A 20,499-nucleotide genomic window follows, 5' to 3' on the forward strand; every position below is an offset into this window, starting at 1 on the left:
CAGACGAAGACCCCTAACCCAATGCCACGCTGTTCACGTTCCGGTAACCGGCACTGGGTAATCTTCGGGCATGATAACCACTCTTCAGGCCGTCGTTCTCGGCCTTATCCAAGGCCTAACGGAGCTGTTTCCCATCTCCAGCCTTGGCCACAGCGTGATCCTTCCCCGGCTCTTCGGCTGGAGCCTTGACCAGAACGCGCCGTCGTTCGTGAGCTTCCTGATCGCAACCCATCTGGCAACGGCCGTTGTCCTGTTTCTCTTCTTCCTCAGGGACTGGGTGGAGATTTTCAAAGGCCTGGGACGCTCCATCCGGGACCGTGCAGTCAGCCCGACCGACACATACGCCAAACTCGCATGGCTCCTGATCGTGGGCACAATTCCCGCTGGCATCCTTGGCCTGGTTCTGGAAAAGCCGATCCGCAGCCTTTTCGCGTCGCCGCTGCTCGCCGCGGGGTTCCTGATCGTCAACGGCCTCATTCTGTTCGTGGCTGAGAGGCTCCGGAGCCGTCAGGGAACGCCGCTGCTGTCCTCAACCGCGGCGGCCAAGCACACCCCCGCGGGGGCCACGGCCACGGCGATTGCGGAACCCGAGACGCGCACCGCCACCTCGGATGCCGGCATTGCCAGGCTGTCATGGAAACAGGCCCTGGGCATCGGAGCGGCACAGGCCGGTGCCCTGGTGCCGGGGATCTCACGCTCGGGCTCATCCATGGTCGGCGGCCTCCTCTCAGGCCTGGATAACGAACTCGCGGCCCGGTTCAGCTTTCTGCTCGCTACGCCCATCATTGGCGCGGCCGCCGTCCTGAAGCTACCCGAACTCTTCAGTCCCGCCATGGCCGATGACCGCGGCGTGTTCCTGGTCGGCGCGCTGTGCTCCGGAGCCGCGGCATGGTTCGCCACGACGTTCCTGCTTAGATTCTTTGAAACGCGGACCCTGAGGCCGTTCGCGATCTACTGCCTGGCTGGCGGCTGCGTCTATTTCGTGCTCCTCCTGATGACCGGGCAATAGGTTGTCAGTCCGGGCGGTGAACTCTCGGATTGGTGCATTCCCGGGTTTATTGCCGGGATGCAGCGTCCAGTGGACGTAAGATGGCTAGGCCGTCGTGGCTCGCTACCTTTGGCTCAGCATGCACTCCTGACGGCGACGCTCTTGCCGCGCGTCGGCTGCTCCTGTCCGGGGTGGCCGTTAGCCTTGAACGATCGGAATTTCCTGTGGTAGCCAGACCTGACCGGCGCTCTATTTTGCTGGGAGCCGCGGCCATAGCTCTTGCCGCTTTGACCCCGGACCAGGCCGGAACCGCTAGAAGCTCCGGGGTGGCGGGATCCCCGCCACAGGCCGAGGTGTCCCTTGGCGGTGCCGAGACGGGCAGCCCCGCTCCGGGGACCGGAGCCCGGGACACGGCCCGGCCTCCGGTGTTGACGCGGGCCGACGTCGAACAGAAATTCTCCGCCCGCGCCCCCGGGTACTGGGGGCTGGAGGCGCCGGGAGTCCTGTCACGGCTGCCGGCGACAGCCGGGAGTGTGGCGTTGACCCTTGATTTTTGCGGCGGAAACGGCGGGAGCGGCGCAGACCTGGCCCTGCTGAGTGCGTTGCAGCAGCAGCGGGTCCCGGCCACCCTCTTCCTGAATTCACGTTGGGTGAACGCCAATCAGTCGCTGACCAGAGACCTCGCGCTGGACCCCCTGTTCGAGATCGCCAATCACGGTACCTCGCACAAGCCGCTGTCCGTCACCGGCAAGAGCGCCTACGGAATCCCGGGGACCAGGAACACCGGCGAAGTCTACGACGAGATCATGATCAGTGATGCCCGGCTGGCGGATCTGACCGGGAGGCGCCCCCGCTTTTTCCGGCCAGGCACCGCGTTCATGGACGACGTCGCCGTCGAGATAGTCCGGGCGCTGGGCATTATCCCGGTCGGCTTCAGCGTCAACGGCGACGGCGGAGCGACCTTTCCGGCGGCTACGGTCACCCGTGAAGTGTCCCGTGCCCGGGCCGGGGACGTTGTGATCTGCCATGGCAACCATCCGGGCGGCGGGACGACGCCCGGGCTGGTCCGGGCCCTGGCCGCCATGAAAGACCGCGGCGAAACCTTCGTGCATTTCCCCGGCACCACAGGGTGAGCCGAAGGTGAGGACACAGCTTCCACGCCCTCCGAAGCCGTTGTCATAAAGCCAGGCCTCGCCGGGTTTGGTCCACCAGCACCCCTCTAATCATCCGGTTCCGAGACGTGTTGGGGCTCGTCTGGCAGACTGGGCTGGAACACACGGAGGGGGTTTCATTGGAGCTGACCGATGATGGCGTGCCCAACTGGTGGGACCGTCTGGGCCTCCCGGGGCTGATCGATATCCATACGCATTTCCTGCCAGAGCGGATGTTGCGGCGCGTTTGGGCGCACTTTGATGAGGCGGGGCCTCTGATCGGGCGGCCGTGGCCCATCACCTATCGCTGGGACCAGGAGAGCCGCGTGGCCCATCTGCGGCGGCTGGGGGTGCGCCGCTACACTGCCTTGACCTATGCTCACCGGCCCGGGATGGCGTCAGACCTCACTGACTTCGCCTTGAACCTCGCCGCGGCGGAACCCGACTGCGTTCCGAGCGCAACGTTCTTTCCCGAGCAAGGTGTCCTTGGCCAGGTCCGGGAGGCCATCGATCGTGGCGCGCGGGTGTTCAAGATCCACGCCCAAGTGGGCGGCTTCGATCTCCGCGAACAGACCCTTGACGCGGTGTGGGGGCTGCTGGCGGAGGCCGGGATTCCAGTTGTGATCCATGTGGGCAGCGGCCCGGTTCCACGGAACGGTTTCACCGGCCCTGACAAGCTCGACGGCGTCATGCGCCGCCATCCCCATCTGACCGCCGTGGTGGCGCACCTTGGCAGCCCGGAGTACGCCGAATTCCTTGACCTGGCCGAGGCTTACCCGCGCCTCCATCTGGACACCACCATGGTCTTCACCGACTTTTTCGAGGCTGCCGCGCCCTTCCCAGGCAATCTCCTGCCGCGGCTTGCAGAGCTGGCGGATCGGATCGTGCTTGGCAGCGACTTCCCGAATATCCCGTACCCCTACGCGCATCAGCTCGAATCACTCGAACGCCTGCGCGACAAGGAGCCCCGGCTCGACGACGACTGGTTGCGCGCCGTCTGCTGGTTCAACGGCGAACGGCTGCTCGGGGCCTGACGGTCCTTACGTCAGGGCACTTTTGGCGCCGTGCCGCTGCTGCAGGCTGCCGAAGTTCGCAGGACAAGGCCTCAGCTCAGGCTGGCCTCACGCCGCGCCGGTCCACTTCCCACTGTGTGCGGGCCGCCGGAGGACCCTGGCGCGGGCGTGGAGGTCGCCCGCGGATAGGCGCCGGCCTTCGCGACCGTGGGCGATCACGGCTGGACGTGCCTCCGCCGCTGGAGCTGACTGTCCCCTTGCGGGACACAGATCGATGATGAGGCCCATGCCGGCATACTCGCGCACGGCGGCAATGCCCGCGACAGCAGCCGCCTTGTCGCTAAACGCCGTGGAAACGGCCATCACGGCTCCATCCGGAGCCGTGAGCCGGAACCTGAAACAAGAGTCGGCGTCAACGAACAGTTCGAAATTTCCTGCCATGGCAATCCTTCCTGCGTGGGTACCCCGCCCCGCGGCGACTCTGCCTCCGGGCGTGTGGAACCCGCCTCGTTGCTGCCCGCTGGTTTGGCTGTGTGGTGGTGCGTGGATAGTGCGTCTTTAGAGTCTGGCCCAGGTTCTTGAGCGCCAGCTAGACCGCCCACGTAAAAGTTAGGTAAACAGCGCGGGCCATCCGCCGTCGGCAGTTCGCTCATCCAAAAGCGCAAATCTTGAGCAAACCTTATGCCAATGTTCGGCAAAAGGTTCATCGTCCTGGGTCAGGATCAAGGCAGCCGGCCAGTGACATTGCATGGGAAGCCCCCGGTGCTCTCCTGTCTGTGGCCAGCGTCAACCGGTGGAAGATCGTGATCCTCCACCGCGGTGATTATCGTGATCCTCCACCGCGGTGATTGCAGACAAAGAGTAAGGTGACTAGCCATGACAGAGGACGATCGGCCCTCGGGACGCTCCGATCAGGATCTGCCCTTCCCGGCGAAGAGGTCCATGAGCACACTCGTCATCCGCACCTGGTCCGAGTCGGATGAGGCGCCGGGATTCCGTGCGAGGCTGACTTTTAGCCAGCGGCCGGACGACGCGCCAACCACGGTATCCACTGCTGATCCGAGCGAGGTCCTGGCCATCGTTCGTCAATGGCTCTCTACCCAGCCCGGCGCTACCCACGACGTGTGAGGCTTCAGTGGATGTCGGCGATGAGCCGGCGCAATGCTGTCGACGGCGGAATGCCCATTTCATCCTTCAGCTTCGCCTCGTACCGCTCAAAGGCCCGAATTGCGGAAGCGTTGTTGCCTTGCTGCCTTTCAGCCTGAATAAGCAGTCCGACCGCGCTTTCATAGAGTGGTTCAAGTCCCAGCGCTGCCTCCGAGGCCTCCAAGGCTGTCTCGTAGTCGCTGCGGGCCAGTGACTCGCGCGCAATGATCTGGAAGGCGTGCAGTCGGTCCTGCCGCAATCGGGCCTGTTCAAAAAGGACCCAGTCGTCGTACCAGCCCGGGAGCAGGTCGGCATCACGCAACTCGTTCAGACATGACGCCGCGTTCCCGTTGAGTCCCAGCTCGCTCAGCTCGCGGATGTGAGCCCGCACCCGGTGCAGGTCCACATCCACCAATTCGCTCAGGGACAGCACAGCGCCTCCGTTGACAAGGAGCCCCGGTACCTGCCGTGAGACAAGATGAACGCAGACGCGCAGGCTTTCCAGCGCCCTGGTCTCGAAGCTCTCCGGCCACAACAGCCCGACCAGATACCGTCGGGGTCGCGGACCGTTGATGGCCAGGGCGCTGATGAGCCGCTGCTGGCGTGCCGCAACGTGCACGGTGCCAGCTTCCCCACGGAGTTGCCACGACTGGAGCAGGCTCAGTTGAAAACGGCCATAGTCATCATTGCCCATGGGTACCCCCAAATCCAGCGTGGTCTAAAGAGCTGGAATAGATCCTGCAACGACGATGCGCAGTTTGGTTCGCGATGTCAATGGCCGTCGTCATCTGGCGGTTTTTCGGCGAACGATGGCCTAACAGGAGGTGTCTTCCGGGCTCATGCGAACCACCCATCACCCGTTTCTCTTGGCGTCCGCCGTGGCTGTAACGATGAAGTAACGCCGGCGGCGGCACACTCATGACGGCGATACCTGGGTGGACATCCATGCACGCCTCAGTTTTCGACTCGGAAAGGATCAGCCATGTCCCGGTCTGCTCACACATGCAAGTGCAGTATCGCCCCTCCTGATTTGCTTGCCCGACTTGCCAGCGAGGGCGGGAGCGCTCAGGAACAGCGCGATGCAGCGCTGCGCACGCTGGCCTCATCTGCGTCTATGAGGACGCGACGGGCCATGGTCGGCCGCCTCTATCGCGAGCTTAATCTGACAGCTGGCCAAGTCATGGGGTTTGGTGTCACCACGGAACGCCGCCGTCAGACGGTCTACGACAACCAAAACAATGGCAGGGTTTTCCTTCCCGGCGTCAGGTCCCGGGGTTGGGGCGACCCTCCCGTTCAGGACGCAGCCGTAAACCAGGCCTACGACGGCAGCGCAGCCACCTACGATTTCTACAGTGACGTACTCGGCCGGGACTCCGTCGACGGCGCGGGTATGGAGCTCGTTTCCACCGTCCATTACGGAGTGGGTTTCGACAACGCACTCTGGGACGGCGCCCAGATGATCTACGGCGATGGCAGCGGACACATATTCCAAGTAGGGGCCCTGACACGCAGCTTGGACGTGATCGCCCACGAGCTGACGCACGGCGTCACGGAATTCACGGCGGGACTGATATACAGCAAGCAATCCGGTGCGTTGAACGAATCCATGTCCGACGTCTTCGGTTCGCTGGTCAAGCAGTACAGCCTTAATCAGACTGCGGATCAGGCGGACTGGCTAATTGGCGAGGGCACCCTCGTCCCCCAGCTCGGGCGGGCTCTGCGTTCCATGAGCCAACCTGGTACCGCGTTCAGCGGCGACAGGCAGCCAATGCATATGGACCACTACGTAAATCTCCCCGACGACAACGACCCCCGCAACGATAACGGAGGCGTCCACGTCAACTCGGGTATCCCGAACCATGCCTTCTACCTGGCTGCCACAACTCTGGGTGGACATGCATGGGAGGTGGCCGGGAAAGTGTGGTACACAGCCTTAACCAAGCTAATCCGGCCGCACACCCAATTCCGCGAGGCTGCTCAGGCCACAGTGGATGTGGCCGGCTCGCAATTCGGCAACGATGAACAGGCGGCCGTACTGGATGCCTGGAAGGCGGTGGGAGTCCTTCAATGAAGTTGACAATCCGCCGTGGGGGCGGCATCGCCGGCATTGTCAGACGGACGGAGCTTGACGACAAAGATTTGTCCTCGGAAGACGCGGACGCCTTTGCCCGCGAGGTGGACCGTGCGCGTATGCGCGAACTTGAGAAGCCGGATATTCCCCATCATCTCCCTGATGCGCAGCTGTACGAGACCGTGCTGGAAGACGCGGACAATCAGATCAGGCTGAATTACACCGACGAGACCTTGCCCGAAGATGTCCGCCAGCTCATCCAATGGGTTGATAACCGGCCGGAAAGCCAGGAATCCATAGAGCTGTAGAGGTCACCGCCGGGCGGAAGCAAGCTAAACAGTCGCAGTCTCGCCGTGTCAACGCTCCCCAATCAGCTGTCGTGGTGGTTGGCACGTGCCTTCAGGGGCCGGGAGCCGGCCTAAGACTCGAGCGCATTCCGTACAGCGGCAAGAACGTCCTCTTCGGTGGCATTTGCTCCCATCACCGCCACCACCACCTTTGGCGGGATCCGGCCGGTGGCCTTGGGGAATAGCGCCGGCCGAAAGGTCTCCGAGAGGTTCCGCAGCTCAGCCGCCAACTCACCTGCCAGGTCCGTCTCCGGCGAGCGCAGCCAGCGGCGAAGGAAAGCGTTGTGAATGGCCACGGTGGCGGCGGACAGGGCAACGGAACCCAGCTCGCGGTGGCCGCTCTCGGGGAGCGCGGACTGGAGGTACTCGGTGAAGATCCGCTCGTACCGGTGTGAGGTGACGAGTTCACGGTCCCGAAGGGCGGGAACCTGCTGAAGTAGTTGCTGGCGTGTAATGGACGTACGTGGGTTACGCACAAAGTGGCCGAAAATTCTCAGGGTCGAGTCCCGCAGGATGGTCAGGGGATCACCCGCGGAATTGGCAAGGAAGTCACGGGCTCCTTCCAGGATGAGGTTGTGGTCGGCAAAGACAACATCGTCCTTCGCCCCAAACTTTCGGAAGAAGGTGCTGCGGCTGATTCCGGCGGCATCGGCAAGGGTGTCCACGGTGGTGGACTCGTACCCCTGGGCGACCATCAGTTCAATCGACAGCGACACAATGGCGTCCGTTGAGTGCTGGGCGGGGGCACGGTTTTCCATTGGGGTGAATCTAGCACGACCGGTCAGATACTTACGCGTGGCCGGTGACCAGCTCCCGCTTGAGGATCTTGCCGCTAGGGCCCATGGGCAGCTCGCTAAGCAACCTGATGATGCGGGGATACTTGTAGGCGGCGAGCTGTGAGGCGGCGAATTCGATCAGGCCTTCGGCGTCGACCTGGGAACCGTCGCAAAGAACGATCGCGGCGGCGACTTCCTGGCCGTGAACCTCATGCGGGACGCCGTACACCGCGGCGCTGACGACGTCGGGATGCGTCAGGAGGATCTCCTCCACCTCGCGCGGGTACACGTTGTAACCGTTCCGGATGATCATGTCCTTCATCCGGTCCACAACGCGCAGGTACCCGTCCTCGTCCTTGGTGCCAAGGTCTCCGGTGCGGAACCAGCCATCGACGACCGCCTCCGCCGTGGCTTCGGGCCGGTTCAGATACCCCTTCATCAGGTTATGTCCCCGGAGCACGAGCTCGCCCAGCTCGCCGCGGGGCAGCAGCTCGATCCTGTCGGGGATTTCGGCCCGGGCCACCTCCACGTCCACGCCCCATACGGGCACGCCGATGGTCCCGGGTCGCGGGGGCACGCCCACCTCGTTGAAGGTCGCCACCGGCGAGGTCTCGGTGAGGCCGTAGCCCTCGTGGATTTCCGCGCCAAAAACGTCTCGGAACTTGGTCAGCACGGCCAGCGGCAGTGACGCGCCTCCGGAGATGCCGTATCGCAAAGCCTCCGGCAGCGCCGCGCCGGTCTTGGCGGCCTCGAGCAGCGCCACGTACATTGTGGGGACCCCGATGAATACGCTCACCCGGTGTTGTACCAACAACTCCAGAGCTGCGGCTCCCGTGAATCGCGGCAGCATCACGATGGTGGCCCCGGCCCGCAGGCCGGTATTCAACACCACGGTCTGCCCGAAAGTGTGGAACAACGGAAGTCCGCCGAAGAGCACATCGCCGCGCTGGAAATCAAAGGTACTGGTCAGAAGGACATTGGTTTGCTCCACGAGGGCGAAATGCGTTCCCAGCGCACCCTTGGGCTTGCCAGTGGTCCCGGAGGTGTACAGGATGGTGGCCGTGTCTTCGGGCCGGCGGGGCAGGTAGCTGTCGATCGGCTCCGCGGCTGCCGCTGAGTCCTCCAGCCGCGGGAAGTCTGGGGCATCGGGGCCGGCCATGACGGTGAGGACCTCGACGCCGGCGGCTGCCGCTCCCTTGGCGCCCTCGCCAAGAAGGGCAGCTGCGCAGATGAGCAGTTTCGCGCCGCTGTCCTGAAGCACGTACTCGATTTCACGCCCCTTAAGCAGGGCGTGGACCGGAACGACGATCCCGCCCACGGCCAGGACCGCGAAGTAGACACGCGCGAAGTCCGGAACGTTGGGAATCAGGACGGCCACCGGCTCCCCGGGGCCTATGCCCTGTGCCAGCAAAGCGCCCGCGTAGGCCCTGGTCTGATCCCACAGCTGCTTGTAGCTGACTTCTTCGTTCTCGACTATCAGGGCGGTGGCGTCGGGCGTTCGGCGCGCGGACTCGGCCAGGATGGCCGCGACCGAGATCGTGCCGAAGCCTTGCCCCGGGTGGTGCTGTGTCATTGGTGTTCTCCGGTCCTTGTGGCTTTCGAAGGTGGGCAGTTACGCCTTGAGGATCAGGGCATCGCCTTGGCCGCCGCCCCCGCAGAGAGCGACGACGCCGGTCCCGCCTCCGCGGCGCTGAAGCGCCAGCGCCTGATGCAGCACCAGCCGGGCGCCGGACGCCCCGACCGGGTGGCCGAGGGCGATTGCACCGCCTTCGGCGTTGACCGCGGCGGCGTCGATGCCGAGGTCGTTGGCGGACTGGATGAGGACCGCGGCGAACGCCTCGTTGATTTCGATCAGATCGAGGTCGGCCACGGAGAGGCCTTCCCGCGAGAGGGCTTTTCCGATGGCGCGCGAAGGCTGCGAGTGCAGTGAACCATCCGGCCCAGCAGTCTGCCCATGTGCGCCGATCTCGGCAATCCAGGACAGTCCGGCGGCTTCCGCCGCAGCTTTGCTGGCAATCACGAGGGCGGCGGCGCCGTCGGAGAGCGGAGAGGACGAGCCGGCCGTGATCGTGGCGGTGGGCTCCTTCGAGAACGCGGGCCGAAGCTGGGCCAGCGACTCCGCGGTGGTCTCGGGCCGGATGCCCTCATCACTGTCCAGTGTGACGGACGGGCCCTTCCGTTGCGGAACATCGATCGCGGCGATCTCGTTGGCGAACAAACCGGCCGTGCGGGCGGCTGCGGCCCGCTGGTGTGAGCGGGCCGCCACCGCGTCTTGTTCGGCACGGCCAATCCCCCGGTTCGCATTCCCCGCGTCTGTGGCGGCACCCATCAGCTCCCCGCTGACCGGGTCCTGCAGCCCATCTTTGTTCAGGGAGTCCAGCATCGGCCCGTCGCCGATCGCTACGCCGGCCCGCAGGCCGGGAACCAGGTGCGGGGCGTTGGTCATCGATTCCTGCCCGGCGGCCACCACAAACTCCGCTTCCCCGGCGCGGATCATGCGCGCGGCGTCGATCACAGCGGTCAGGCCGGAAAGGCAGAGCTTGTTGATTGTGACTGTGGGAACGTCCCAGCCGATGCCCGCGGCCAGGCTGGCCTGGCGCGCGGGTCCCTGCCCGGATCCCGCCTGCACCACCTGGCCCACGATGACGGCGTCGACCTTGTCGGCGGCGAGACCGCTGCGTTCCAGGGCTGCTTTGATTGCGTGGGCGCCGAGGTCGCTGGCAGAAAAGGCGGAAAGGCCGCCGCGGAAGCGGCCGAAGGGGGTGCGGGCCCCGCCGAGGATGACGGGGATGTTGGAATTCTGGCTCACGAATTTGGCCCTTCGGGTTTGGCAGGTGACTGCAGGATCTGGGGTCAATGTTGGGATCACGCGGGAATGCGGTTCAGGCGAACGCGGAGACGCCGGTGATGGCGCGACCGATGATCAGGGCCTGCATGGTTTCGGTGCCTTCATAGGTGTGAAGGGCTTCGATGTCAGCAAAGTGACGCGCCACCCGGTTGGCAAGCAGGATGCCGTTGCCGCCCAGGAGGTCGCGCGCGTTTGCGGCGACCGACCGTGCCGTGCGGGTACAGGTGTATTTCGCCAACGACGCCTGCTCCGGCCTGAGCGTCCCTGCTTCGTCCAGTCGGGTCATCTGCACGACCATCAGCTGCATGGTGCTCAGCTCGCTCTGCATCCTGGCCAGCCGTTCCTGGATGATCTGGGAGGCTGCGAGAGGGCGGCCGAACTGCTGGCGCTGGAGTGCGTACTGCACAGCGGTCTCGTAACAGGCGGCGGCATGCCCCACCGCGGACCACGCCACGCTCAGCCGCGTTGCGAGCAGAACCCGGGCCGTGTCCTTGAAGCTGCGGGCACCGGGAAGCACATGGCGGTTGGGGACGTACACGTCCTCAAGCCGAAGATGCGCCTGCCAGATGGCGCGGAGAGCGATCTTTCCCTCGATCGTCCGGGCAGAGTAACCGGGCGAATCCTGTGGCACCAGGAACCCGCGGACTTGGCCATCCTCGCCGCGGGCCCAGACAACGCTGAGGCCACCGACCGAGCCGTTGCCGATCCATTTCTTTTCACCATTGAGGATGAACCCGCCATCAACCGAGGTCGCGGTGGTTTCGAGGCCCACCGAGTCCGAGCCGTGGGTGGGCTCCGTGAGGGCGAAAGCGGCGAATTCCTCACCGCGCGCCACCGCCGGGAGCCATCGCTGCTTCTGCTCCTCGGAGCCGCATTCGGCGATCGAGCGCAGGGCCAGGCCTCCCTGCACCGCGATCATTGTGCCCACCGAGCCGTCCCCGCGGCTGATCTCCATGTTCACCAGGCCGGCCGCCATCTTGGTCATGGGCGCGAAGCCGTCAACGTCCACGCCGTCGCGAAGCAGATCCAGTTCGCCGAGCCGCCTGACCAAATGCAGCGGGTAGTCTGCCCGCTCCCAGTAGCCATTGATCACCGGCAGGACCTCGTCCTGGACGAAAGCCCGCGCACGGTCCCAGTAGGAGCGGTCCTCCGCGTTGACGGCCGCAAATACCGACGCCGGGTCCGAACCCAGGGCAGCGTTCAGGTAGTAATCCGGCTCAACGGTGCCGGCCGGAAACCGGGCCGGGGTCTCCGGATCCGGGGTTTCCAGGCCCCGGGGTTCCGGGTGCAGGGACATCTTCGTCATCTGGCAATCCTTTGGTCCTGTCCGCGCCCGGTTCCTTGAGTGTGGCGCGGACCACATGACCTCCAGAATGACTGACACTAAGTGTCATGTCAAGATACTCAGTACCAGTTAGAGCGGGGCCGGTTGACGCACCCGGGCCGGGACAAACGTGGCGCCGGCATCAGGGAAGGCCGGAACCGCGATGCGGGCGTGGGAGTGGACCTCGGTGACGCTCACCTTGGTATGCTCCGCAATCCGCTGCATGGTGGTGACCCACATGCCGTCCAACCCCTTGACGCGTTCGATCAGCTGCTCCAGGGCCACGGCCTTGGATGGCCGTCCAGAAATGAACGGGTGGTTGGTGAGGACAAAGCAGCTTCCCTGCGAATGGTGGGCCTGGGCCTCGAGCCACCACATTTCGAGCACCTTGGCCGGGCTCTCAATGACGCCGCTGCCGGTCACCCCCGGGTAGAACGCGTACTGTTCCCAGTCATCAAGGGCCCAGTCCACAGGGATCTCGACCAGATCGCGCGAATCACCGGCCGCCACCTCGAAGCGGTACGGGGCGTCGCCGTCGAGAAGGCTCGAATCGTAGAGGAAGCCCCGGTCCGCAAGTAGCTGGGGTGAATGCCAGTTGAGTTCCCACCACGGCGCCCGGTATCCGACCGGCCGCACCCCGGCAACATTGAACAATGCCTCCAGACCGCGGTCAATGTAGCGGGCCTCGGTGGCCGCGTCGATGCCCTGCATCGGTTCGTGGAGGTAGCCGTGGTGGGCCACCTCGTGTCCGCCGTCCACGATCTGGCGCACCACATCGGGATAGGACTCGGCAGTGAAACCCGGGATGAAGAACGTGGCTTGGACGTCCTGGCGCTGGAGGATCGTCAGCAGCCTTGGAACGGCGATCCTGGGCCCGTAGGACTGGTGGCTCATCAGTGACATACGCCGGGTGCTCGCGGGATCATGGGCGATGGTGCAGGACTCCGCGTCGACGTCGAAGGTGAAGGATGCGGCGGCCGTGAAGCCTTGGGGCCAGGTGATGGGATGCAGCGTATCCGCAACGGCGGGCTGGTGCATGGTGTCTCCTTTCGGCAGGCGCCATACGGCGCCTGCCTGGAAGTTGGAAAGCGTTCGGCTTTTGCCGGAGCGAACCCTTGCCGGACTGGGGGGTCTAGAGGTCTACGGCGGCGAGCGGCCCGGCCATCGGATCGGCCGGCCGGGCGTCCCCGGAGGCCAGGGCCACCCCCACGTAGCGGCGGTGAACCCGCGGCCCGAGGATGGCGTAGGCGGCCGCGCTGGTGAGGCCTCCGGCGAGCCAGGAAAGGTCCCAACCGCCCAGGGCCACGGCCGCGGGGCCCTGCATGATCGGGATGAGTCCGTACATAAACAGCCAGGTGGAAAAGATGCCGATCAGCAGGGAGGTGATGCCGGCCCAGTTGACAACGGCAAGGCGGCGGGTGCCGACGCCGTCAAACAGCCGGTCCACGTTACCGGGCCAGCGCTTCTCCAGCCAGAAGAAGTGCACCAGCATCACGCCGCCCCAGGCCGCCACCCAGGCAACAAGTCCAATCAGCCACGCGTCCAGCACCGAGGCGAAGTCCTCCTGGAAGATGAAGAACACCACCGCGCCGAGCGAAAAGACGCCCACGAACAGGTTCAATTTGCGCCGGCTGATGGAAATGTCCAGGGCCTGAGTGGCCACCGAAAACGTGTAGATGTTCAGGATGTTGGTGGCGATGGGGCCGTGGAGCACCATCAGCAGCACCGGCAGCGCCAGGGCGCCAAAGTTCAGGACGATGAGTTTTCCGGGATCGATTTCACCGGTGTTGGTGGCCAGGCTGGCCCCCAGGACGCCCAGCCAGACGACGGGAATGAACTGGCCCAGCACCGAGGCGAGGTAGACCTTGCGCTTGGGCACGGAGGTGCTGACGAAGCGGGAGTAGTCGGCTGCGTAGGTAAACCAGGTAATGCCCCAGCCGATGCCGATGGCCGTCATCACCGCGCTCATGGCGGCGATGCGTTCAGAGCCCTCCAGGATGTGGCCGGCGGGCCCGGCGTAGCCCCAGTCGATCTTCATGCCAAACCATGCGACGGCGGACATGACGGCCAGGATGACGATGGTGGGGGGCACGGTCCAGCGTTCGAACGCGGCGATTGCCTTGTAGCCGAACCAGGCGATGGCAACCTGCGCCGCCATGATGACGCTGGCGATGCCGATCTTCCATGCGTAATTGTGGGCCTCCGGGTCCACCCAGCCGAGGGTGCCGAACAGGGCCATGACCAGGTCCAGGATGATCCAGGTATTGACCGCGCACCATCCGATAACCAGTGCGGCCTGGATTGTTGCCGGCAGGTAATTGCCCCGGCGGCCGAACGCCGCCCTGGCCAGGACCATGCCTGTGGCGCCGGTCTTTTGCCCGAGCAGTACGAAGCAGCCGAACAACAGCATGCCGATCAGGTTCCCCAGGACCAGAACGGTGACAGTGTCGGCAAAGCCCAGGCCGAGCTGGATTCCGAGGGCACCCAGCACCCAGTTGATGGGAGCAAGGTTGGCGCCGGCCCAGATCCAGAACTGGCCGGAGACCTTTCTGGTCCGCGCGGACTCGGGAATGGGCTGGAGCCAGGCTTCGTGGTCGCCGTCGGCGGGGGCCGCCGCCACGGCTGACGCCATTTCTGTGGGTGGAGAGAGCTGTTCTTGCATGGGAGAGCCTCCGTGTGTGAATGGGATAACCACAGGCTATGTGTCCGCAGTCACAGGCAACAAGATACGATGTGTCTAAACGAACATCAATTTGTGTTACGGAGTGTCATGCCACTTTTGCTCGGTGAAATTCTTCTGCATCCCACTTTCAGCCCGGCTGAGCCCGTGATCCGGACGTCGGCGCGAACTGCTGCCGCCCGCGCCGTGCGGTGGGTCCATTCAAGTGAAGTCCTGGACATCGCCCCCCTCCTGCGCGGCGGCGAGTTGCTGCTGTGCGGCGGAATCGCCCTCGCCACCGCGTCAGCCGAAATGCGTTCCGCGTATGTCCGGGACCTCGCCGAGCGGGGCGTCGCTGCCCTCGCGGTGGAGACGGGCGGGGTGTTTCCGGAGATTCCACGTGCCATGTTGGAGTCAGCGGAGGAACAGGGCCTGCCGATTATTGAACTCCGCAAGGTGGTGCCGTTCGTCGGCGTCATGCAGGCGATCAACTCGATTCTGGTCAGCGAATCGGTGGCGCAGCTCCAGGAAGCCGACGCCGCCACACACGCGATGGCCGCCGAACTCGCCCACGGTGCCACCCTGGACCAGATGCTGGCCGTGCTGGCAGGCTTCATCCACTCAGCGGTCACGCTGGTTGCACCGTCGGGAGCCACCCTGGGCGGCGCCACGCCAGCAGGCTGGGAGCCAGAGGAGGGCGAGGCAGGGGCTGCGGCCACGTCCGGCGCTGCTCCGGAACGCCTTCACCGGTCGATCGTCAGCGTTGATATTCCGGTGCGGGGCGTGCTCATGGCCCGCCTTGAGCTGGAAGTGGCCGACGGCGCCGATGCGAACCTTGCGCGGGTAGCGGGCTCGCGCGCTGTGGACATTCTGGGCCTGGCGCTCTTGCAGCGCATGCCGCCAGGGCTGCACGAAGTAGCCGGGACGGAATTGATGCGCGCCATCATCGCCGGCGGCCAGGCCTGGCGCCTGCAGCAGCTTGCGCCAGCTGCAGGGTTTGCCACCGACTCCCCCGCGGTGACGATCGTGATCCGTTCCGGCGCACCCCAGCAGCTGCGCGCGGTGGTCGACAAGCTTCTGAACCGGCGAGGGATCAAGAACGCCAGCTACGTGGACAGCACCGAGCTGGTTGCCTTGGCCGGCCTGTCCGGTGATTCACCCAGGGTTGCGCGCTCGTCGCTTCTCGCGGATCTGACGGGGCTCCCGGTTCCGGCGGAAACTCTGATCGCCATGGGTCCGGTGGCTTCAGGCATTGCCCAGGCATCGTGGTCGCTGGCCGAGGCCAGAAGGTCCCTCGAACTCTTTTCAACCGGCCGGTTCAACACCGGGCACCAGGCCCGGACGCCGGCGCAATGTGCACCGCAGGCCAACCACGCCGGGGTGGTCATCGACGCGGAAGAACTTGCCGTGGAACGCTTCACGGTGGAAAGTGTTGACGCCGCAGCCCGCGTGGCGTTCGTTGGCCGCCAACTCGGCGCTGTCATGGACCACGACTCCCAGCGCCAGTCCCAGCTCCTGGCCACCCTGGCGGTTTGGCTGGACTCGGGGTGCAACACCGCCCAGTCGGCCCGCGCACTTCACCTCGAACGGCAGTCGATGCATCACAGGCTGCAGCGCGTTTTCGAATTGTGTGGCGGAGATCCGCGCGGCACGGGCCGGCTTGCCGCCCTGCATCTGGCGACGCGCATGGCACGCCTGCCGTAGGATCCCTCGCGGCTGTCCGCTACCCCCACGGACGTCGTCTTTGCCAGGGAGGACACCGAGGCCGAGCCCGGCCTCGGTGGGGCCGCCCGGCCTCTCTGCAGCCGCCCGCGCCACCTCCAGTCCCGCCTTCACCTTAGACGGGCTGTGCACGGGGGGCGGGTAGCGGCAAAATCATGGGGACCTCCCAGCGTTGCTCGCTAAGCTGGGACACTAACCAACCCTAGGAGATGCCATGAGTTCGCTTCTGACCCCGCTCGTCACCAGTGCGGGCCTGATCGGCGGTTTCAAGTCGGCCCGCGCCACCGGAAACCGGATGCTCGGAGGAGCTGTGCTGGCCACCGCCGGGGCGGTTGCGTTCGGCCTGTGGAAGCGCGACGCCGGCACCGGCACCGCCGCCGCCCTGACTGGTGTCTACCTGGCCGCGTTTGGACTCTCTCACCCGCTGGCCAAAAAGATCGGCGCATGGCCCTCGGTGTACACCGTCACAGCCGCCACCGGAATTGCTTCGCTGATTTTCGGCCGACGCCGATAAGCGGGCCGGCGGCACCCACGCCCTGCTGCACATCCGACACCAGGGAACGTAATGGGTGAGATCTTGATGCTGCGGGGCCGTATCGTCACCGGGAGCACGGCCATCGACGACGGCGTGATCGCCGTGGACGGTGAACACATCGCTTACGTGGGGCCGGCTTCCGGATTCCCAGGAGCTGGAGAACCGGAGCAAAGCGGCCTGGCGCGGGCTGGTGAATTCATTCTCCTGCCGGGACTGGTGGACCTGCATTGCCACGGCGGTGGCGGGTCCGATTTTTCGGAGGGCTCGGCCCAGGCGGCGCGCTCGGCAGCCCGCTTCCTCCACGGGACGGGAACCACAACGTTGCTGGCCAGCCTCGTGACGGCGTCCTCCGGTGCCATGCTCCGGAACCTCCACGCCATACGTTCCGTGGTGGAGGAGGGCCTCATCGCGGGGGCGCATCTGGAGGGTCCGTTCCTCTCACCACACCAGCACGGGGCCCACGATCCCGCTTTGCTCCGTGAGCCCGATCCAGTCCTGCTCAGTGAACTCCTGGCGGCGGCTGGAAGCACTCTCGCGTCGATGACCTGCGCGGCTGAGCTTCCGGGCATGCTGGAGCTGGTGGACCAGCTGACGGCCAGGGGTGTGGTGCCCTCCCTGGGCCATACCGAGGCGGACGCTGCCACGGCAGCGGACTTCCTCCAACGTGCCGCCCTCGGACTTAGCCGCGGAACAAACAGTGCTACGGGTCCGGCCGTGCGACCGACCGTGACGCACCTGTTTAACCTTTGCACCACCGTTCGCCCGGTCCCGTCGCGGCCAGCCTCACCCAAGCACGGGCCGGAAGGGCGGTGGTGGAACTTATCGCCGATGGCGTCCACCTTGCCGCCGACACGGTCCGGATGGTGTTCGATCTGGTCGGGGCTGACAACATCGCCCTCGTCACAGATTCGATGGCGGCCACGGGCCTCGGGGACGGACGGTACACCCTCGGCAGCCTGACCGTGACAGTGCATCAGGGCGTTGCGAGGCTTGAGCGCACCGGCGTAATCGCCGGCGGCACGGCAACCCTCCTGGACGTCGTCAGAGCTGCTGTTGCATCCGGCGTGCCGCTACAGGACGCTGTCCGTTCGGCCAGCGCCGTCCCGGCATCCGTTCTGGGCCTGTCCCGGCAGGTGGGAGACCTCCAGAAGGGCATGCGGGCCGACGTCGTGATTGTTGATGCCGATTTGGCCCTTGCCGGCGTCCTGCGGCAGGGCAGATGGGTTAGGCAATTAGGGCCGTGAGCCTTTCAGCAGGTCCGCGTGGTGCGCCGCGACGACGTTCGGGTGAGCCCGCATCCGGTAGCGAAGGGCGTTATCACCGTAAGTTTCAAGAATGGCGCTGTTCGTCGGGTCAAGCGAGAGTCCGCGGGCCTTCGCCTGAAACTCCGGAGCTGCCGCAAGCTGCGGCATTGTTGCGTCGAGGGCCGGATTGTAGAAGAAAGGCAGGGAAATCCTGTCAGTGCCGCGAAGTGGCGAGATCACACGGTGAAGCGTGGCCTTAAGGTAGCCGTTGGTGGCCAGCTCAAGCATTTCGCCGATGTTTACCACAAAGGTTCCAGGTACTTGGGGTGCGTCGATCCATTTACCTTGGTACTCGACTTGAAGCCCGCCCTTGCCGGGTTCCACGAGAAGGAGCGTCAGCACCCCGCCGTCGCGGTGGGAGCCGACTCCCTGTTTGGGCTCCGGGTTGGACTCCCCCGGGTACCGCACAATCTTGAGCAGGGGAAAAGCCCTTGCGGCGAATGCGGTGTCGAAAGTGTTCTCCGGTGCGCCGAGTGAAACCGCCACGGCCCGCAGGAGGGTGAGTGAGATGGTGCTCAGCCGCTGGGTCCAGTCTGAAACAATTCCCCGCATTTCCGGCAATGCATCCGGCCACAGGTTGGGGCCCTCGAGGCGCCAATAGTCAGCAACCCCCGGCCCCTGGTCCACGGTCTCGCGGTCGACACCGATGTCGATCTGCTCCCGCCAGTCGACGGCTCCGTCGGTGAGTTCGCCACCGACCCGGGTGTAGCCGCGGAACTGCGGGCTGTGGACATTTTCGACAGCGAGCTTCTGCTCGTCGGGCAACGCGAAGAAGCGGCGGGACACATCGAGCACGGCGTCCGTCAACTCCTGCGGGATTCCGTGGCCGGACAGGTAGATAAAACCGACTTCATGCATCGCGTCACGCAGTTCATCGCGGAACAAAGAGGCTTCTTCCGGCCCCGCAGTTAGTCGGGAGAAGTCGAGGACGGGCAATGTTTCGAGTGTCACTTCATTAGTCCTTTACGCGGTGCATGGCAAGCTGAAGCACGTATTTTCTCCAATGTTACGCACCGTACGACGCCGTCCGGAAACAACTTGTCGAAATAAGACGTCAGGCTCCGGCTGTCCCCGGCAGGGGCACCAATCCGCTGCCGGACCCCCTGGCCCGGCCCCAGCCGGCCGCTAGCCCGTTATGCTCAATCCATGCCGCCCTATCGCTATCTCGCCGAGTTGGTTAGCAGCCTGGAGCGTCTGCGCGCCCTTGCGCGCCAGGCTGACGAGACCCTGAGCCGTCCTGTTCCGGCGTGTCCTGGCTGGGCATTGGATACGCTTTTCGGGCATCTTGGCTCAATCGAACGGTGGGCGGCCCAGGTGGTCCGCGAAGGCAAATTCGTCGAGGAACCGGCGCCGCCGGCCAAGGGTGGCGCGGCGTGGTTCCTCGAGGGCGCCAACGCCTTCCTTGGCACCATGGCGGCGCTGGATCCCGAGGCACCGTGCTGGAACTTTGGCCCTCCCCCGCGCACAGCCGGTTTCTGGCTTCGGCGCCAGGCACACGAACACGCCATCCATCTCGTCGACGCCTGCCAGACCCTGGATATAGAGGGCCCCGCCCTGGAGGAGGACTTCATGCTCGACGGCATCGACGAAGTCCTGACGATGTTCGCCCCGCGCCAGCTGCGGCTCGAACGGATGCGGCATCCGGCACGGGCGGTGACATTCGATGTCCCTGGAGCCGCCCGCTGGACCCTGGGCCAGGGCGCCGCCGGGGCATCCGTCTCGGCCACGGCGCACGGGATGTATCTCGGTCTCTGGGGCCGCTCCAACCTCGCAGCCACCGCGGCCGTCCAAGGGGACGCCGACCTCGCACTTCGCGTCCTTCAAGGTCCGCTCACACCCTGAACCGGCTCGCCTCCAGCCCCGCCGGCGCCGGGTCAGACCACCCCGGTGGCCCCCAGCAAGCCGCCCACGAGGTAGGTCGCCAGAAGTGCCAGGGCCCCGCCGACCACCAGTCGGAAGGCTGCGACGCGTTTGGAACTCCCGCCGATGTACGCGCTCAGCGTTCCGGTGAGGGCCAGCGCGATCAGCACGGCAGCGAACGTGACCGGCACGCGCAGCCCCGCGGGCGGCAGCAGGATCGCGAACATGGGCAATACCGCGCCCACGGCAAACGCGGCAGCCGAAGCGTAGGCGGCGTGCCAGGGGCTGACCACATCGCTCTCGTCAATGTTCAGCTCGGCCGAGAGGTGGGCGGCCAGGGCATCATGCTCCGTCAGCTCCGCTGCCACCCGTTCCGCAGTGTCTTTGCTCAAACCTTTGGACTGGTAGATCCCGGTCAGCTCGGCCAGCTCAGCCTCGGGGTCTTCGGCGAGTTCCCTGCGTTCCTTCACGATCAGGGCACGTTGGCTATCGCGCTGGCTGCTGACCGATACGTACTCGCCCAGGGCCATCGAGATGGCGCCGCCCACTACCGCGGCCATGCCGGCAACAAGAATCGGTGCCGGCTCGTTCGTGACGCCCGCAACACCGACAACGGTCGCCGCTACCGAGACGATGCCGTCGTTGGCGCCCAGCACCCCGGCCCGCAGCCAATTCAAACGCGCCGCGAAGTTCGCGCTGTGCGGTTCCTGCGGATGGGGACTCATCGGAACTGTCATGTGATCAGATAAGCACCC

The 20,499-nt window shown here is 65.3% G+C and carries 21 protein-coding genes; 11 read left to right on the plus strand and 10 right to left on the minus strand.

The features are described from left to right. Positions 1 to 70: 70 nt before the first annotated feature. The 3 genes from ACP4XC_RS12110 (at position 71) to ACP4XC_RS12120 (ending at position 3,173) form a co-directional block, all read left to right on the plus strand. Positions 71 to 1,009, plus strand: a complete 939-nt coding sequence (locus ACP4XC_RS12110) for an undecaprenyl-diphosphate phosphatase (protein WP_427169899.1) — start codon at positions 71 to 73, stop codon at positions 1,007 to 1,009. Positions 1,010 to 1,212: 203 nt separating this feature from the next. Further along, positions 1,213 to 2,121: a polysaccharide deacetylase family protein gene (locus ACP4XC_RS12115; RefSeq protein WP_427169901.1), complete on the plus strand. Its 909-nt coding sequence runs from the start codon at positions 1,213 to 1,215 to the stop codon at positions 2,119 to 2,121. A gap of 158 nt (positions 2,122 to 2,279) precedes the next feature. Next, the gene (locus ACP4XC_RS12120; protein ID WP_427169904.1) at positions 2,280 to 3,173 is read left to right on the plus strand and encodes an amidohydrolase family protein; all 894 of its coding nucleotides are present in this window, start codon (positions 2,280 to 2,282) and stop codon (positions 3,171 to 3,173) included. Between the two features lie 87 nt (positions 3,174 to 3,260). Here the strand turns inward: ACP4XC_RS12120 and ACP4XC_RS12125 are convergent, their stop codons facing one another. Next, complete coding sequence (locus ACP4XC_RS12125) at positions 3,261 to 3,593, minus strand: DUF1508 domain-containing protein (RefSeq protein ID WP_427169906.1); 333 nt, start codon at positions 3,591 to 3,593, stop codon at positions 3,261 to 3,263. Positions 3,594 to 4,028: 435 nt separating this feature from the next. Here ACP4XC_RS12125 and ACP4XC_RS12130 point away from each other — a divergent pair, with 435 nt between their 5' ends. Then, positions 4,029 to 4,280 (plus strand): hypothetical protein, encoded by a 252-nt coding sequence (locus tag ACP4XC_RS12130; RefSeq protein WP_427169908.1) that lies wholly within the window; start codon positions 4,029 to 4,031, stop codon positions 4,278 to 4,280. 4 nt (positions 4,281 to 4,284) lie between these two features. Here ACP4XC_RS12130 and ACP4XC_RS12135 read toward each other — a convergent pair whose 3' ends face one another. Then, positions 4,285 to 4,992: an AfsR/SARP family transcriptional regulator gene (locus tag ACP4XC_RS12135; RefSeq protein ID WP_427169910.1), complete on the minus strand. Its 708-nt coding sequence runs from the start codon at positions 4,990 to 4,992 to the stop codon at positions 4,285 to 4,287. A gap of 420 nt (positions 4,993 to 5,412) precedes the next feature. Here ACP4XC_RS12135 and ACP4XC_RS12140 point away from each other — a divergent pair, with 420 nt between their 5' ends. Then, positions 5,413 to 6,369: a M4 family metallopeptidase gene (locus ACP4XC_RS12140; protein ID WP_427169912.1), complete on the plus strand. Its 957-nt coding sequence runs from the start codon at positions 5,413 to 5,415 to the stop codon at positions 6,367 to 6,369. Beyond that, entirely contained in the window at positions 6,366 to 6,677 is a 312-nt protein-coding gene (locus ACP4XC_RS12145) for a protealysin inhibitor emfourin (protein ID WP_427169914.1), read from the plus strand. The genes ACP4XC_RS12140 and ACP4XC_RS12145 overlap by 4 nt, the downstream gene beginning before the upstream one ends. A 110-nt stretch (positions 6,678 to 6,787) precedes the next feature. Here the strand turns inward: ACP4XC_RS12145 and ACP4XC_RS12150 are convergent, their stop codons facing one another. The 6 genes from ACP4XC_RS12150 to ACP4XC_RS12175 form a co-directional block, all read right to left on the minus strand. After that, positions 6,788 to 7,474 (minus strand): TetR/AcrR family transcriptional regulator, encoded by a 687-nt coding sequence (locus tag ACP4XC_RS12150; protein ID WP_427169917.1) that lies wholly within the window; start codon positions 7,472 to 7,474, stop codon positions 6,788 to 6,790. Positions 7,475 to 7,505: 31 nt separating this feature from the next. Continuing rightward, entirely contained in the window at positions 7,506 to 9,065 is a 1,560-nt protein-coding gene (locus ACP4XC_RS12155) for a long-chain-fatty-acid--CoA ligase (RefSeq protein WP_427169919.1), read from the minus strand. A 39-nt stretch (positions 9,066 to 9,104) separates the two neighbouring features. Next, complete coding sequence (locus ACP4XC_RS12160) at positions 9,105 to 10,301, minus strand: acetyl-CoA C-acetyltransferase (protein ID WP_427169921.1); 1,197 nt, start codon at positions 10,299 to 10,301, stop codon at positions 9,105 to 9,107. 73 nt (positions 10,302 to 10,374) lie between these two features. Beyond that, positions 10,375 to 11,637, minus strand: coding sequence for an acyl-CoA dehydrogenase family protein (locus ACP4XC_RS12165; RefSeq protein ID WP_427175100.1), 1,263 nt, complete (start codon positions 11,635 to 11,637; stop codon positions 10,375 to 10,377). Positions 11,638 to 11,754: 117 nt separating this feature from the next. Then, positions 11,755 to 12,702 carry a polysaccharide deacetylase family protein gene (locus ACP4XC_RS12170; RefSeq protein WP_427169923.1) on the minus strand — a complete coding sequence of 316 codons (948 nt, stop codon included), beginning with the start codon at positions 12,700 to 12,702 and terminating at the stop codon, positions 11,755 to 11,757. Positions 12,703 to 12,796: 94 nt separating this feature from the next. Continuing rightward, complete coding sequence (locus tag ACP4XC_RS12175; RefSeq protein WP_427169925.1) at positions 12,797 to 14,326, minus strand: purine-cytosine permease family protein; 1,530 nt, start codon at positions 14,324 to 14,326, stop codon at positions 12,797 to 12,799. 108 nt (positions 14,327 to 14,434) lie between these two features. On the opposite strand from ACP4XC_RS12175, the gene ACP4XC_RS12180 reads away from it, so the two are divergent. The 4 genes from ACP4XC_RS12180 (at position 14,435) to ACP4XC_RS12195 (ending at position 17,824) form a co-directional block, all read left to right on the plus strand. After that, on the plus strand, positions 14,435 to 16,027 hold the full coding sequence (locus ACP4XC_RS12180) for a PucR family transcriptional regulator (RefSeq protein WP_427169927.1): 1,593 nt from the start codon (positions 14,435 to 14,437) through the stop codon (positions 16,025 to 16,027). Between the two features lie 232 nt (positions 16,028 to 16,259). Next, entirely contained in the window at positions 16,260 to 16,559 is a 300-nt protein-coding gene (locus tag ACP4XC_RS12185; RefSeq protein WP_427169929.1) for a hypothetical protein, read from the plus strand. A gap of 51 nt (positions 16,560 to 16,610) precedes the next feature. Continuing rightward, entirely contained in the window at positions 16,611 to 17,540 is a 930-nt protein-coding gene (locus ACP4XC_RS12190) for an amidohydrolase family protein (RefSeq protein WP_427169931.1), read from the plus strand. Next, complete coding sequence (locus ACP4XC_RS12195; RefSeq protein WP_427169933.1) at positions 17,441 to 17,824, plus strand: amidohydrolase family protein; 384 nt, start codon at positions 17,441 to 17,443, stop codon at positions 17,822 to 17,824. Before ACP4XC_RS12190 ends, ACP4XC_RS12195 begins: the two co-directional genes overlap by 100 nt. Here the strand turns inward: ACP4XC_RS12195 and ACP4XC_RS12200 are convergent. Then, positions 17,813 to 18,835, minus strand: a complete 1,023-nt coding sequence (locus ACP4XC_RS12200; protein ID WP_427169935.1) for an isopenicillin N synthase family dioxygenase — start codon at positions 18,833 to 18,835, stop codon at positions 17,813 to 17,815. The genes ACP4XC_RS12195 and ACP4XC_RS12200 overlap by 12 nt on opposite strands. 195 nt (positions 18,836 to 19,030) lie before the next feature. Here ACP4XC_RS12200 and ACP4XC_RS12205 point away from each other — a divergent pair, with 195 nt between their 5' ends. Beyond that, on the plus strand, positions 19,031 to 19,726 hold the full coding sequence (locus tag ACP4XC_RS12205) for a maleylpyruvate isomerase family mycothiol-dependent enzyme (RefSeq protein WP_427169937.1): 696 nt from the start codon (positions 19,031 to 19,033) through the stop codon (positions 19,724 to 19,726). A 32-nt stretch (positions 19,727 to 19,758) separates the two neighbouring features. On the opposite strand, the gene ACP4XC_RS12210 is transcribed toward ACP4XC_RS12205, so the two are convergent. Continuing rightward, positions 19,759 to 20,481, minus strand: coding sequence for a VIT1/CCC1 transporter family protein (locus ACP4XC_RS12210; protein WP_427169939.1), 723 nt, complete (start codon positions 20,479 to 20,481; stop codon positions 19,759 to 19,761). Positions 20,482 to 20,499: the final 18 nt, after the last annotated feature.

Origin of the sequence: Arthrobacter sp. 92, from assembly GCF_050260325.1 — a bacterium.
GTDB lineage: Bacteria > Actinomycetota > Actinomycetes > Actinomycetales > Micrococcaceae > Arthrobacter.

Excerpts from the sequence above, each read along its gene's own strand:
- ACP4XC_RS12110 (WP_427169899.1), top strand. The coding sequence starts at position 71 with ATGATAACCACTCTTCAGGCCGTCGTTCTCGGCCTTATCCAAGGCCTA.
- ACP4XC_RS12125 (WP_427169906.1), bottom strand. The coding sequence starts at position 3,593 with ATGGCAGGAAATTTCGAACTGTTCGTTGACGCCGACTCTTGTTTCAGG.
- ACP4XC_RS12130 (WP_427169908.1), top strand. The coding sequence starts at position 4,029 with ATGACAGAGGACGATCGGCCCTCGGGACGCTCCGATCAGGATCTGCCC.
- ACP4XC_RS12135 (WP_427169910.1), bottom strand. The coding sequence starts at position 4,992 with ATGGGCAATGATGACTATGGCCGTTTTCAACTGAGCCTGCTCCAGTCG.
- ACP4XC_RS12140 (WP_427169912.1), top strand. The coding sequence starts at position 5,413 with ATGAGGACGCGACGGGCCATGGTCGGCCGCCTCTATCGCGAGCTTAAT.
- ACP4XC_RS12145 (WP_427169914.1), top strand. The coding sequence starts at position 6,366 with ATGAAGTTGACAATCCGCCGTGGGGGCGGCATCGCCGGCATTGTCAGA.
- ACP4XC_RS12150 (WP_427169917.1), bottom strand. The coding sequence starts at position 7,474 with ATGGAAAACCGTGCCCCCGCCCAGCACTCAACGGACGCCATTGTGTCG.
- ACP4XC_RS12155 (WP_427169919.1), bottom strand. The coding sequence starts at position 9,065 with ATGACACAGCACCACCCGGGGCAAGGCTTCGGCACGATCTCGGTCGCG.
- ACP4XC_RS12165 (WP_427175100.1), bottom strand. The coding sequence starts at position 11,637 with ATGTCCCTGCACCCGGAACCCCGGGGCCTGGAAACCCCGGATCCGGAG.
- ACP4XC_RS12170 (WP_427169923.1), bottom strand. The coding sequence starts at position 12,702 with ATGCACCAGCCCGCCGTTGCGGATACGCTGCATCCCATCACCTGGCCC.
- ACP4XC_RS12175 (WP_427169925.1), bottom strand. The coding sequence starts at position 14,326 with ATGCAAGAACAGCTCTCTCCACCCACAGAAATGGCGTCAGCCGTGGCG.
- ACP4XC_RS12180 (WP_427169927.1), top strand. The coding sequence starts at position 14,435 with ATGCCACTTTTGCTCGGTGAAATTCTTCTGCATCCCACTTTCAGCCCG.
- ACP4XC_RS12185 (WP_427169929.1), top strand. The coding sequence starts at position 16,260 with ATGAGTTCGCTTCTGACCCCGCTCGTCACCAGTGCGGGCCTGATCGGC.
- ACP4XC_RS12190 (WP_427169931.1), top strand. The coding sequence starts at position 16,611 with ATGGGTGAGATCTTGATGCTGCGGGGCCGTATCGTCACCGGGAGCACG.
- ACP4XC_RS12195 (WP_427169933.1), top strand. The coding sequence starts at position 17,441 with ATGGTGTTCGATCTGGTCGGGGCTGACAACATCGCCCTCGTCACAGAT.
- ACP4XC_RS12205 (WP_427169937.1), top strand. The coding sequence starts at position 19,031 with ATGCCGCCCTATCGCTATCTCGCCGAGTTGGTTAGCAGCCTGGAGCGT.
- ACP4XC_RS12210 (WP_427169939.1), bottom strand. The coding sequence starts at position 20,481 with ATGACAGTTCCGATGAGTCCCCATCCGCAGGAACCGCACAGCGCGAAC.